General features: G+C 54.2%; 10 protein-coding genes. All 10 read left to right on the top strand.

Annotated features, from left to right (window positions below; all coding sequences use genetic code 11):
• Positions 1-387 precede the first annotated feature (387 nt).
• The 10 genes from BLQ82_RS29170 to BLQ82_RS32465 all read left to right on the top strand — a co-directional run bounded on the left by BLQ82_RS29170 (position 388) and on the right by BLQ82_RS32465 (position 13,619).
• Positions 388-1,053: an SGNH/GDSL hydrolase family protein gene (locus BLQ82_RS29170; protein ID WP_062519856.1), complete on the top strand. Its 666-nt coding sequence runs from the start codon at positions 388-390 to the stop codon at positions 1,051-1,053.
• A gap of 417 nt (positions 1,054-1,470) precedes the next feature.
• Positions 1,471-1,596, top strand: a complete 126-nt coding sequence (locus tag BLQ82_RS33030; protein WP_280117263.1) for a hypothetical protein — start codon at positions 1,471-1,473, stop codon at positions 1,594-1,596.
• Between the two features lie 18 nt (positions 1,597-1,614).
• On the top strand, positions 1,615-3,444 hold the full coding sequence (locus BLQ82_RS29165; protein ID WP_062519853.1) for a cache domain-containing sensor histidine kinase: 1,830 nt from the start codon (positions 1,615-1,617) through the stop codon (positions 3,442-3,444).
• Positions 3,431-5,062, top strand: a complete 1,632-nt coding sequence (locus BLQ82_RS29160; protein WP_062519851.1) for a response regulator — start codon at positions 3,431-3,433, stop codon at positions 5,060-5,062. Before BLQ82_RS29165 ends, BLQ82_RS29160 begins: the two co-directional genes overlap by 14 nt.
• 383 nt (positions 5,063-5,445) lie before the next feature.
• Positions 5,446-5,658, top strand: coding sequence for a hypothetical protein (locus BLQ82_RS29155; protein ID WP_062519849.1), 213 nt, complete (start codon positions 5,446-5,448; stop codon positions 5,656-5,658).
• 181 nt (positions 5,659-5,839) lie between these two features.
• Positions 5,840-7,237, top strand: coding sequence for an ABC transporter substrate-binding protein (locus tag BLQ82_RS29150; RefSeq protein WP_062519848.1), 1,398 nt, complete (start codon positions 5,840-5,842; stop codon positions 7,235-7,237).
• A 107-nt stretch (positions 7,238-7,344) separates the two neighbouring features.
• Positions 7,345-8,247 carry a carbohydrate ABC transporter permease gene (locus tag BLQ82_RS29145; protein ID WP_062519846.1) on the top strand — a complete coding sequence of 301 codons (903 nt, stop codon included), beginning with the start codon at positions 7,345-7,347 and terminating at the stop codon, positions 8,245-8,247.
• 13 nt (positions 8,248-8,260) lie between these two features.
• Positions 8,261-9,097: a carbohydrate ABC transporter permease gene (locus tag BLQ82_RS29140; RefSeq protein WP_062519844.1), complete on the top strand. Its 837-nt coding sequence runs from the start codon at positions 8,261-8,263 to the stop codon at positions 9,095-9,097.
• 122 nt (positions 9,098-9,219) lie between these two features.
• A complete protein-coding gene (locus BLQ82_RS29135) occupies positions 9,220-10,221 on the top strand; it encodes a glycoside hydrolase family 130 protein (RefSeq protein ID WP_062519842.1) in 1,002 nt (333 codons plus the stop codon).
• An 8-nt stretch (positions 10,222-10,229) separates the two neighbouring features.
• The gene (locus tag BLQ82_RS32465) at positions 10,230-13,619 is read left to right on the top strand and encodes a glycosyl hydrolase (RefSeq protein ID WP_208810632.1); all 3,390 of its coding nucleotides are present in this window, start codon (positions 10,230-10,232) and stop codon (positions 13,617-13,619) included.
• Positions 13,620-14,174 lie beyond the last annotated feature (555 nt).

Here is a 14,174-nt window from a genome sequence, read left to right as displayed (position 1 = left end):
TGTGCCGCGATATTAAACTAACGGGAAACGTTAATTCAATGAAACAGCGACAGTCTAGGACTTTATTTCGTCCTTTGCTGTCGCTATTTCAATTTCTAGGGTCAGTCTAAAAATTATTATATGAGTCTGACGGTATGACAATTCGAAGCCGCATGGAATAAAGACATTCAGTCTAAACCTTTATTTTCTGATGACAAATATGTCCGTGAGGCGCTGCGCCAGCAGATTGATGACAACCTGCTGAAACCGATAGACTAAAAGGAACTACCCCAGCTGCTGCAGTGGATGGCGACGCAGATCATTGAAGAGAAGACCCGGATCACGGTAGAATACGAATGTTAACCGCAGGCGAATAACTACTAAATCATAATCAAAGGATGAGTATTCATGTCTACTTTTTCTGGCAAAAGCAAGGTTTTTCTTTTTCAGGGCGATTCGATTACTGACGGCAACCGGGGCCGCGACGAGGACCCCAATCATATTCTTGGCCACAGCTATGCGTATATCATCGGCGGCAGGCTTGGCAATGAGCTGGCTGAGCAGAAACCGGTGTTCTATAACCGGGGCATAAGCGGGAACCGGATTTCAGATCTCTATGCCCGCTGGAATGAAGACGCAATCTATCTGCAGCCGGATGTGCTCAGCATTCTGATCGGGGTCAATGATCTCTGGAGAATGATGAAGGGGGAGCCCAGCGGGGTAACCGACCGTTTTGAGCGGGCTTACCGCCATGTGCTGGAGGAAACCCGGGAAGTGCTGCCACAGACGAAGCTGGTGCTGTGCGAGCCGTTTATCCTGAAGACGGGAGCCCCAGCCGAAGCCTGGGACGAATGGTCGAAGCATATGACCTTTTATCAGCAGGTGGTCCGTGCGTTGGCAGAAGAGTTCGGCGCAGTGCATGTTCCGCTGCAGGCCGCCTTCGATGCGGCGGCGTCAAGAGCGGATGCCGCCTACTGGCTCTGGGACGGCGTCCATCCGACACATGCCGGCCATGACCTGATTGCCAATGAATGGCTGAGTGTTGCCGGGAAAGCTGGTCTGTTGAACAGCTAATATAGATCCACCTGGAAGTTGATAGTATCCAGTTTATTATGGTCGGGCCGAGGCAGGCGGGGCGGAGCGCATTCTATTGCACTTCATACAGCAGATTACTCCTAAATCAGCCTGAAATCAGAATCTGTTGTACTCCGTACAGCAGATTCTTGCGGAAGAGGTGTTTTTGAGCAGAAATCTGGAAATCAATTGCACCAAATGCAGCAGAATTCGATTTCCGGCAGCATACGGTGCAATCTGTTGCACAAAGTGCAATCACACCGGGATTTCTAGGCAGGTGACTCGGCAGGTGACTCATAGGCGAATAGCAAGATAAACAAGAGCATCCCTTAATACTGGAGGGGGGCTCTTTTGATGTGCCGTTACACCGGATACCAATCTTTGGAATGAAGATGAAACAACATTGATATTCTTTTTTTGTTGACACCAGCCCGGGATCAGTCGTATGGTACAGGGGATGAAAGCTGGCTGCGCCATGTGAATCCTCCGAATGCACGGGGGCATGCGCTGGTTGCCGGGGAGCTGGCGAAATTTCTGCTGTAGGAAGGGGAGAAGGCATCCATGAAGCTTCTGAGACAATGGGGCGGCCTGATCTGGAGCAAGTGGAGTGAACGTTTTTATCAGGTGTCCATCAAGCAGCGGGTGTTACTCTCTTTTATTGTATTGATAACGCTGTCAATCAGCGCCATGGGCGTGCTGACCTACCGGATAGCCGGGAAGGAAATTCAGAACAATGCGTTTGATACCAGCCAGGAGACGGTGGACAAAACCCTGCAGCTGCTGGACTACCGCCTGAATGATGTGGCGATGTCGGTCCAGTCCCTGATGCTGAGCGATGCCTACAGGCAGATGATGATTGATGTGCAGGCTCATGATGTGACGAACTATTATGTTCATTTATCGGAAATGCAGTACGTGCTCTCGCAGGCTACCTTCAACGAGCCGATGATTGAGAACGTTCTCATAGCGACACCGATCGGCGACTTTTATTCCACCACCCAGGTCCGTGCGCAGGATAATTCGTTCTACGGCTCGGAGCTGTACGACAACAGCAAAAAAAGCCCCGGCGGCTACTGGGCCAAAGGCCATTACGACCGGCTGTTCACCGGCAGCCAGCGGGTGGTTTCTTTTGTCGTGCGGGGGATTTATGAGAATACGCCTATTACCAACGTCTTCATTGTGGTCAACCTCAGGGAGAATAAAATCGCCTCACTGCTTGGCCAGGGTACATCCGGGAATGACCGGAAATATCTGCTTTTGAATACGGAAGGAGAGACGGTAGTGCAGACAGGCTGGCCTGCCCAGGGGGAGCCTCCAAAGGCCCCGGAATTTCTGCAGGCCAGCACGGAGGACAGCGAGGGCAATTTCTTTTACCCTTTTGACGGTGAGAATTATCTGGTCAACTATAAGCAGTCGGCGGTTGCGCCGAACTGGATTCTCGCCGGGATGCAGTCTAAGGATCAGCTGTTGGGACAGCTCAAGGGCGTGCAGCGGGCGGTTTTGTATGTGATTCTTGTCTTTCTGCTGACGACGTGGTTTTTCTCGAACAAGCTGACGGCGGCGCTGCTCCGGCCCTTGTTCAAGCTGAGCAGGCTGATGCGCCGGGTGGAGGAGAACCAGCTGAGCGTTTCTTTTGAGAGTAAATATAACGACGAAATCGCCCAGGTGGGGTTTCAGTTCAACCGGATGATGACAGAGATCAAAACGCTGATCGAAGATGTACGCCAGAAGGAAAAAGGCAAACGCCATGCGGAGATCCGGGCGCTGACCGCGCAGATGGAGCCACATTTTCTGTACAACACGCTCAATACGATCTACTGCAAATCCGTGATGGGCGAAAATGATGATGTCAACGAGATGATCCTCGCATTGTCGCAAATGTTCCAGCTGGGGCTTGGCGGCGGCCAGGATCTGATTACGCTGGAGGACGAGCTGTCCCATGTGCAGCAATATTGCGCCATCCAGCAAAAATGCTATGAGAATCTGTTCGAGTATCATGCCGAAGCCGAGGCGGAGGAGCTTTTGTCATGCCTCATTCCAAAAATCCTGCTGCAGCCGCTTGTGGAGAACAGCATCCAGCACGGGTTCTCGGACAGGAGGAGCGGCGGCTGCATTCATGTGCGGATTTCGCTGGAGCAGTCCATGCTGCATATTGTGGTGGAGGATAACGGCAAAGGCATGGATGCCGCCAAAGTGGAGCAGGGAATGGCCAAACGGGAGATTTCGAAAAAAGGCTACGCCCTGGTCAATATCAGGCACCGGCTCCAGCTGTATTATGGCGATGAGGCACGGATGGAGCTGTCCGGCCAGGCGGGCGTAGGCTCGCGCACAGATCTGTGGATACCGCTTAGCCCACTGAGGGAAGAGGGAGGAAACTATGGAATATCCTGAAGATAGAACGGTTAAAATTTGCGTGATCGACGATATCAAAAGCGTGGTGGACATGATCGCCCGCAAGCCCCAGTGGCAGGAGTATGGCATTGAGGTGGCTGGCACTGCGCTTGACGGTGAAGAAGGACTGCAGATGGTCCGCGGGCAGAAGCCCGATATTGTGCTTACAGACATCCGCATGCCGCGTATGGACGGCCTGGAGATGACCAAGGCGATTCTCGAATTTGCCCCCCACTGTAAAATTATTATACTTAGCGCATACTCGGAGTTCTCCTATGCCCAGCAGGCGATCCGGCTTGGGGCGATGGATTTTGTCAAAAAGCCCTTCTCGCTGGAGGAGATTGTGAACGTCGTACTGAAAGCGAAGGCGCTGTGTCTGCAGGAACGTGACGAGCAGGAGAAGATCACGGCCATGAAGGCCCAGATTAAAGAGAGCCTGCCGATTCTGCGCCAGGAGTATTTAACCTTCCTGATGCAGCACCGGGCGACGGAGCCGAGTGCAAAAGCCCGCTGGGAGTATCTTGGTATTCCGCTGGCGCAGGAAAATTTCACGGTATTTATCGTGGAGATTGACCATTTTGCCGGGAAATACGGCATGCAGCCGGTGCAGGAGATCGAGCTGATCCGCTTCAGCCTGCAAAATATACTGGAGGAAACGGTCCGGGCCTGGACGCAGGGAATCATCTTCCGCGAAGCGACGAACCGCTATGTCTGCATCATCAACGGGGATGACCCCCATGCTGCCGGGCTGATCACCGAAGCCTGCTGTGCGAATGTCAGCCGTTATTCCCGCTGCACGGTCTCGATCGGGGTGGGACTCTGCGTGGCTGCGATCCATGAGCTGGCGGACTCTTACGCACAGGCGCTCAGCGCGCTGGCGTATCATTTCTATACCGGTGGGAACGCTGTGTACAGTTACGCGAGCATCGTGCATAAACCCCGGGCCGCGAGCCATTATTCAGCTGCCGCCGAACAGGAATTTCTCTTTGCCCTGCGATCAGGGAACCGTGAGAAAAGCCGGCTGGTGCTTCAGCAGATTTTTGATGAGCTGCTGCAGCTCGATCCGCTGCCTGCCCCGCAGTATGTGGAGAACATCGGCTATGAGCTGTCCTTCAAAATCTGCCGGGTCATGCTGGAGCTGTTCCCCTATGAGAAGGTTCAGCCGCTGGAGCAGCAGGTGAACCTGCTGAAGAACCGCCTGCATCCTTCGCTGCAGGAAATCCGCTCTTTGCTCGAAGAGTTGTGCGCCGAGAGCTGCCGCTGGATTGAAGAAGAGCGTTCGGTCGAATCCACGCGGATCATCCAGCAGGCCAAGGCCTACATTTGCGCCAATCTGCACACCAGCCTGACGCTGGAGCAGGTGGCGAAGCAAATTAACCTTAGCCAAGGCTATTTTTCGAACCTGTTCAAGAAGGTGGCGGGCATCTCGTTTCAACAGTTCGTCATGCACGAGAAGATGGAGAAGGCCAAGACCATGCTGATTGAAGGGATGCAGGTGCAGGAAATCGCTATGGAGCTCGGCTACGAGCACCGCCGCTACTTCAGCGAGGTGTTCAAGAAATACACCGACATGACCCCGTCGGAGTTCAAGATTTCATATCTCGGCAGGTTGAAATAAGCTGCAGCCATATGGTCTGCTTGCGCGGAAACAACGGCAGAAACGCCGTTGCGTTGTTGGGTGTGCGCCGCCGGGCAGTGCCGGGAAGTTTATGTAAGGAGAGTACGTATCTCTTCTTAGCGCTTCGTTAGCTGGATAGGTGGAAAAAGTATCACTAATTTGCTTGAGCATCAAGCGAACCGGCAGGCTAAGTGGAAAAAGGTGCACTAATTGAGCCCTATTTCGCTCCTGATAAGGAAGATTGCTGGAATAGGTTCCCTTTTTCCACTTGGTTTGCCAGCACGGGGTAGAAAGGCGGGGACAACGGCAGAAATGCCGTTGTTAGGGGCGCCCTGGCCGGAGTAGGCGAAAACAACGGCAGAAATGCCGTTGTTAGGGACACCATGGCCGGAGTAGGTGAAAACAACGGCAGAAATGCCGTTGTTAGGGGCACCCTGGCCGGAGTAGGCGAAAACAACGGCAGAAATGCCGTTGTTAGGGGCGCCATGGCCGGAGTAGGCGAAAACAACGGCAGAAATGCCGTTGTTAGACGCACCGCACCGCGCCGCCATGCCGCCAACGCGGACCGCGCCGCCCCAGAGCTGGGCGCTCTATAACTTACAAATCCACGGGGATGAACGATCCGCTGATGCTGCGGGGGTTCATCCCCGTTTGGCATTAGTTCAACAAATTTCTGCCCTTAATGTGGGTTTACCCGCATTATGCAGATGAATGGCCTGCCCTATAATCAGGGTGTAAGGCAAACACAGCTTTGAACATTTAAGGGGGCTAACAGAAATGAAGAAACAACTGCTTCTGACTTCACTAAGCGCGGTGCTGGCATTAGGCCTGGCCGCTTGCGGCAACTCCAATACCGCTGAAAATTCCGGAGAGGCCTCAAACGCGGGGAAAGCATCAGACGCGGGAGCGGCATCGGGCGAAAAAACCAAAATCACTTACTGGACGGGTGACCGCCATGACGCTGAATTTGTGAAGGAGAAGGTAGCCGAATTCAACGAAACGAATACCGACGGCATTGAGGTGGAGCTGGTTGTCAAAGGTGACGATTTCGATACTGCACTGGACCTGTCCTTCCAGACTTCCGACTCTCCGGACGTGATCCGGGTGAAGGAGAACACCATCGGTACTTTTTATAAAAAAGAGTACCTGGCTCCGATCGACGAATATCTGTCAGATGACATGAAGGCGAAATTTCCAGAGATGACGGATCTGAACACCTTTGACGGCAAACGCTACAGCCTGCCGAACTATGGAACAACGATGCGCCTGATCTACAACAAGGACCTGTTTGCCAAAGCGGGGGTTACGAATCCGCCGGCCACTCTGCAGGAATTGGTGGATACCGCCAAGAAGCTGACTGCTGCGGGAAAAGCGGACGGCGCTTACGGCTTTGCACAGAACTTCAAAAGTCCAACCAGCGCACTTGGACGCTCGGCCCGCGTCATTGCTGAGATGAGCGGGTTCGGCGGCTTTGGCTATGATTTCAAAACAGCACGTTTTGACTTCAGCGGCTTCAAGCCCATTATTGAGGCCTTCAAGCAGATCAAGGACGACGGCAGCATGCTGCCGGGTGTGGAATCGCTGGATATCGATCCGCTGCGGGCACAGTTTGCCGAAGGCAAGATCGGGATGTACCTCAGCTACTCCTCAGAGCCAGGGGTCTACAGCACACAGTTTCCGGCCAAAATCGACTGGGCTGCGGCACCCGCTCCAACGATTGACGGCAAGGTCAAGGGCGCTTCCGGCTTCCTCGGCGGACAATGGCTGGCTCTGAGCTCCAAGTCCAAGCATAAAGATGCTGCCTGGAAGTTCATGGAGTACATGTACAGCGATCAAATGCTGACATCCTATCAGGAAAAAGGCTTCGGCATCTCGATGGTTCCTTCCATCAGCGCTACAGCCAAAACCCCGGAGGTCAACGGTATCGAAGGGTTCCTGCCGAACCAATATGACGGCGTATGGCCGGTATATCCGTCGGTGGCGCCGGAAGGCATGAAATCAGATGACGCTTTCTTCAAATACATGCTGAACGGCGGAGATTTGGATGCAACCATCTCCGATCTGAATAAGCGCTACAACGCTGCACTGGATGACGCGATCAAGAATGACGGCCTGAAAGCAGAACCGGACCCAAGCTTTGACCCGGCCGCGCTTGCCGGCAAATTTGCCAAATAAGTTAAGGCAAGCTAATTCGAGCAGTTTATAGAGATGACCTGGGGAGGGGGATTTATCCCCCATCCTCCCCGGTCTACTGCAAGACAGGAAAGGAGCCTGGAAGAACCATGAACAAATCCAAGAATGCCGCTTTTGCCTACAGCTTTCTGCTGCCGAGCGCACTGCTCACGCTGGTGCTGGGAATTTACCCGATTGCCTGGGCATTCCGCTACATGTTCTACAACTACAAGGGCTATGGAACAGCCCGGTTCATCGGCCTCGATAATTTTAGCCGGATTTTGCGCGACGCAGAGTTTTGGAACTCGGTCGTGAATACATTTGTGTATGCGGGAGGCAAGCTGCTGCTCTCGATCCCGCTGTCCCTGCTGCTGGCAGCGATACTGAACCGCAAGATCAGGGGAAGACAGCTGCTGCGGGCAGTCTTTTTTATGCCTACGGTAATCAGTACAGCCGTCATGGCTGTGGTCTTTTTCACCATCTTCAATTCATACAACGGAATTCTGAACCAGTTCCTGATCAAATTTAACATTTCATCCTCCGGCATTGACTGGCTGGGCCCGAAGCATGCCATGCTTACGGTCATTCTGGTAGCGGTGTGGGGCGCTGTCGGCAACTATATGCTGCTGTTCCTGGCCGGGCTACAGAATATTCCCGAGGATGTTTACGAGAGCTCTTCATTGGACGGAGCCAATAAAATACAGCAGTTCCGCTTCATCACCCTGCCGATGCTGGGGCCTGTGCTGCAGATGGTCATCATGCTGGCGATTATCAATGCCCTGAAGGGCTATGAGAGCATAATGGTACTCACCGAAGGCGGCCCTGCCGGTAAAACGGAAGTAATGTTCCTTTACCTGTATAAGCTGTTCTTTCCGGTCGGCGGCAGCGCAGCCTCTACCCAGGTGCAGGAGTTTGGATATGGCAGTGCAGTCGCGTTCATGTCTGCAGTTATCGTGGGAATGATATCGCTGATCTATTTCTACGCCTCCAGACGAATGAATCGGATCGATTGAGGAGAGATGTGACATGAGAACAAAAGAGATAACGGGGAAGACGGTTTTATGGATCTTTTTGCTGGCACTCGCCTTTGTAACCTTGATCCCTGTTGTGATTACCATACTCGGGTCGTTCAAAACAAACAGTGAATTGACTACAGGCGCAACCTTTCTGCCCAGCAAGTGGCATTTCTCCAACTACGCCGAAGCTTGGGACCAGGCCAATTTCTCCACCTATACGATGAACAGTCTGATCGTGTCACTGTCCACAGTAGCCGGTACGCTGCTGGTAGCTTCCATGGCTGCTTATGTGGTAGACCGGATGGACTTTTTCGGCAAAAAAATCTATGTTGGCATGCAGTCGTTCACCATGTTTGTCGCCGTAGGTGCGGTGGTGCTGCGTCCGCAGTTCGATCTGATGGTCAAGCTGCATCTGCACAGCTCGCTGTGGGGCGTCATTCTGATTCTGATCTCCGCGCATGCTTCGATCTTTTTTATCCTGCTGAGCTTTATGAAAGGCATTCCGCGTGAGCTGGACGAAGCTGCACGGATCGACGGAAGTTCGCTGGGCCGCACCTTTTGGACCATCATTCTTCCACTGCTGGGTCCCGGCCTGGGTGTTGGAGCTTTGTTCACCTTCCGCGGCGCGTGGAATGAATACCTGCTGCCGCTCGTGTTCACGATGACGAAGCCGGAGCTGCAGACACTTACCGTTGGTTTGGCGAATCTGAAATACGGCATTTCCGCCGCCTCGCAGACCCATTACATGATGGCCGGTGCCTGCTTGTCCATTCTGCCGATTCTCATAGCCTATGTGTTTGCCAATAAATCTTTTATGCAGATGACTGCGGGTTCCCTGAAGGGGTAGACTCCCGCTCTGGCATTCGCTGACACTGCTATTAACGATCTATACTGCGTATAACAATGGGAATAGAAGTATAATTGAGACTCTGACTAATCCTATTAGTCAATAATCAGGAGGTTTACAGCATGACAGTTCAGGTTCCCGCAATTCTTACATCGAGTCCGTCGATTCACCGCTATGAAGGCAATCCGGTGCTGGACGCGTCTAAGGTGCCCTATAACACAGCGCTTGTGTTCAATGCAGGTGTGACCAAATTCAAAGGCAAGTATGTGATGGTGTTCCGCAACGATTATGGCTCGCTTGCCGATCAGACGATTGAGCCGCATCATACAACCGACCTGGGGATCGCCTTCAGCGATGACGGAATCCACTGGGAGGCCAGTCCCAAGAAATGCTTCAAGCTGCATGACAAAGAGATTATCCGCGCCTACGACCCGCGCCTGACGGTGATTGGGGACCGCTGCTATATGTGTTTTGCTGTGGATACCCATCATGGCATCCGGGGCGGGATTGCGGTGACGGATGATTTTGAGGAGTTTGAGATCCTCAGCCTGTCGACGCCCGATCTGCGCAACATGGTACTGTTCCCGGAAAAAATCGGCGGCAATTACGTCCGCTTGGAGCGCCCGTTCACTGTGTACAGCCGGGGCGGGCAGGACCGTTTCGATACCTGGATTTCGGAATCCCCGGATTTGAAATATTGGGGCAATTCCGACCTGCTGTTAGCTGTGGAGCATGTGCCGTTCGCCAATGACAAGGTGGGACCTGCCGCGCCTCCGGTGAAGACGGACAAGGGCTGGCTGACCACCTTCCATGCGGTGGATATTGACCCGTCACGCGGCAAGCACGGCTGGGAGCCAGCCTGGAAGAAGCGGTATACTGCAGGGATCATGCTGCTGGATCTGGAGAATCCGAAGAAAATTCTCGGCATGTATAAACAGCCGTTGCTTGCACCAGAGACCAGCTATGAGATTGACGGCGGCTTCCGCAACAACGTTATTTTTCCGGGCGGAATGATTCTGGAGGATAACGGCGAAGTCAAAATTTATTACGGCTCTGCGGATACGATTGAATGCCTTGCTACCGCGCATGTGGATGATCTGATCTCCCTGTGCCTGAAAGGCTGATGGCCAGGATGACGAACGGCGAGACGAACGGGGTGACGGACAGGATATTAAACCCGTGGGATACCTTGAAGAACCCGCCTGCCGCCTACCGCTCCGTTCCGCTCTGGTCCTGGAATGACCTACTTGAGAAAAAGGAGCTGGAGCGGCAGATTGAAGAGATGCACCGGGCGGGAATCGGCGGCTTCTTTATGCATGCCCGGGGCGGGCTGCAAACGCCGTACATGGGCGAAGAATGGATGGAGGCCATTCGCACCTTGATTGAGAAAAGCCGTGAGCTGGGGATGAGCGCCTGGTTCTATGACGAGAACGGTTGGCCCAGCGGTTTTGCAGACGGGAAGGTTCCCGCCAAAGGGCTGGACTATCAGCAGAAACGGCTGGTCTGTGAACAGGCTCCATTTCAGGATGTCCCAGCGGAACGGATCATCGGCTGGTACGCCGCTGGAGCGGAGGGGGGAGCGGACTACCGGCTGCTGCCTCCGGGTGAAGAAGCCCGTGCTGATCTTCGAATCTGCTATGATGTGAATCCGTACTATACGGATACGCTCAGTTCTATGGCTGTAAAAGAATTTATCAACACCACTTATGAGCGCTACTGGAAGCAGTTCGGAGAAGAATACGGCGGGGAGCTGAGCGGTGTATTCACGGATGAGCCGCAGTTTGGACGCGGCGGGCTTCCCTGGTCTTTTGAGCTGGAGGGTATGTTCACTAGAAGACATGGCGGCAGCGTGAAGGAGGTTCTGCCGGCCCTCTTCCTGGATACGGTGGGCGCAAGCAGGGCCAGATACGCTTACTGGGAGACCGTAACCTTTATGTTCACGCAGGCCTATGCCAAGCAAATCGGCGACTGGTGCGCAGGCAGGGGCTGGTCGGCGACCGGACATGTCGTCGATGAGCAGGAGCTGATGCATCAGGTGACCTCCGTCGGCGATCCGATGGCCTTCTATGAGCATCTGCAGATTCCCGGCTGCGACTGGCTGGGCCGGTTCGTCGGAAGCGATGCCATGGTGCCGAAGCAGGTCAGCTCGGTGGCCCGCCAGCTCGGCAAAAAGCGGGCCATCACCGAGAGCTTCGGCTGCTCCGGCTGGAACGTCAGCTTTGCCGACCTCAAGCGGATCGGCGAGTGGCAGTTCGTGCATGGCATCAATCTGATGTGCCAGCATTTGCAGGGCTATTCCTTAAGGGGGCTGCGCAAGCGGGATTACCCGCCGTCCCTGTTCTATCAGCAGCCGTGGTGGAGTGACTATAAAGGCTTCAACGACTATTTTGCCCGGCTGTCCCTGCTGCTGTCCGAAGGCACCGGCCAGGCGGAGGTGCTTCTGCTGCATCCGGTGCGCACAGCCTGGATGCTGCAGCGCGGCGGAGATTATTCCGCTGTGATCCCTTATCATGAGGCATTCGCCCAGCTCACCAGATGGCTGTGCCAAAGCCTGACTGAGCATGACTATGGCAGCGAGGGCATTATCGCCGGACATGGCCGGGTCAGCGGCGGCAGCTTCATAGTCGGCGAAGCGGCGTACCGCGTAGTCATAGTGCCGCCAAGTGTGACGGTGGACCGGCGTACGGCAGAGCTGCTTCGGGAATTTTCTGCGCAGGGCGGGACACTGATTGTTTTTGAGCCTTATCCGGTGCTGGTTGACGGGCAGGAAGATGCAGAGTTCGCACGCTTCATGCAGGCAGCTGCCCTGCCGGAATGGAGCTGCGAAGCGTTGTGCCGGGCGGTGTCTGCCGGGGCAGGACCATTCCTCCGTATTTACGGCGAGAACGGGGAACCCGTTGCTGCGGATACACTCAATGTGCGGACGCTGGAGCTTGCAGGTTCGATTCTGCATTATGTAGTGAACTCCGGCACGGAGTTCTACCCGCTGTTGAATATACAGCTGACCCGCCAGGGTATAGTTTCGCTGGTTGATCTGGAAACCGGAGCAATTCACCCGGTGGAGCAGGAACCGCTGGAGCGTAATCTAATGGAGCGGGAGCTGCTGGAGAAGGGGCAGCTGGAGCGGGATCTAATGGAGCGGGAGCCGCTGGAGCAGGAACTAATGGAGCTGGAGCAGGTGCAGGTGGAGCAAAAGCAGATGGGGCAACAACTACAACCACAGGGCGTGCGCCTGCAGCTCCCGCTGCATCCCGGCCAATCCTATATGCTGAAGGTTGATCCGATCCCAGCTTCAGCTCCATTTGCCGGGGACAGCAAGGCGGTTGCGTTTGAGGGACCCGGAGAGGACTCGGAAAACCAAGATGCTGTAACAGTGAGACCGGCGGATATTAGGGAGCATGCAGATATCCGGGCAGCAGCGGCAGTGAAGCTGGGGCATACCGGGGAAGAGCGAAGTGTGCGGGAACAATCGGATCATCAAGAACGTTTGCAGATAGTGCTTGCAGCGGATTGGGAAGTTGTGCATGCCGATCTCAACAGCCTGACACTGGACAACGCCCGCCTTCGTGTAGATGGCGGAGAATGGTCGGAGCCGCAGCCTGTGATATTTATCCAGGAACAGCTGCTGGCTTATGGCCGGACGGTGACGGCAGAACTGGAATTTGCATTTGCAGTCAGCTTCGATACCGCGAGGCAGCGGGAGATGTATCTCGTAATCGAACGGCCGGAGGAGCTGGAGATTGAGCTGAACGGGGCCAGGGTAGAGACGGCCGGCAGCGGCTGGTGGCGGGATATCTCTTTTAGGACCGTCGACATTAGCGGCCTGGCGGCTGCTGGCCGGAACACACTGGTTCTGCGAATGGAATTCCGCGGCTCGCAGGAAATCTCGGAGCGGCTGGCCCGGGCCCGGGCGTTTGAGGCAGAAGGGAATAAGCTGACAATCGACCAGGAGCTGGAGAGCATCTATCTGCTTGGTGACTTCGGAGTTCAATCCGGCTCGGAGTTCACGGACGGGGAGCGGAGAGCGGTATTTACTGAAGGGCCTTTTCAATTGATGGAACCGGCCCGGCATGTACAGACGGGGGATTTGACCAGGCAGGGTTTTCCGTTCTTCTCCGGCAGCCTCCGTTTACGGCAGACGCTGGCCTTTGATGCAGCGCAAGCTTTGGGAGCACAATGGTTCTTCCAAGCCCCCCCTGACGCAATAGTAACCAAGCTGTTCATCAACGGAGTGGAGGTACACAGCTTCCTGTGGGAGCCGTATCACGCGGACATTTCTTCTTTTTTGCACAGCGGGAGCAACGTCATTGAACTGGAGCTGACGGGCAGCTGCCGCAATCTGCTGGGACCGCATCATCATATCAAAGGTGAAGTGTACAAGGTTGGGCCGGACAGTTATAAGGATAAGCCGGGCTGGACCGACAAGGACCTGGATAAGGATACGCATGTGTATCAGACGCGGTACGCTTTTGTAAAATTTGGACTGGCGGCGCCTCCGCTTATCTATGTAGAGCAGGCTTAGTACAGACTGCCCATCGTTGCGTGAAAATAACTTGTTATATAGAGTGAACTTGAAAAACTAACAAAAGGGAAAAGGGATGGAGGGGAAGTTTGGATACTTACGGAGTGAATGCGTCCGCCTGAGAGCTTTCCGCAGGAAAGCTGGCTTCGTAAGCATATGCTTTGTCTGCGGATTTCCACCGCGAACAGCGGTACAAATCGAGAAATCTGCAGACGGGCAGCGGCCGGAAGTCCAAACATTCTCCGGAGTCCCGACGAAGTCCCTAATGTAAATATCTTAAGTTCACTCTATATAGATGGAAACTAACCTCATCTACAGCCAAAGAGCCACCCCGGATGCACGGAGCGGCTCTTTGGCTTGATTTCGGATTGGGCGATATAGTATGAGTTCCTCGGGGCAGAAGCCGATTGCTGATTGAGTTGCTGGTAGAGTTCATGTTTGTCTTCTTTTAAGCTTGCCCCCGAGTTCTAACTGTTGTGAAAGGTAAAAGTACCTCTGATTTCGGCGCGCGCGGGCTAAATGGCGAAATGAGAGGTAAAAGTACCTCTTAATTCA

Source organism: Paenibacillus jilunlii, assembly GCF_900102965.1.
In the GTDB taxonomy this organism is placed as follows: domain Bacteria; phylum Bacillota; class Bacilli; order Paenibacillales; family Paenibacillaceae; genus Paenibacillus_AQ; species Paenibacillus_AQ jilunlii.
Note: the sequence above shows the minus strand (reverse complement) of the source record. Positions and strands in the feature narration are given on the sequence as shown.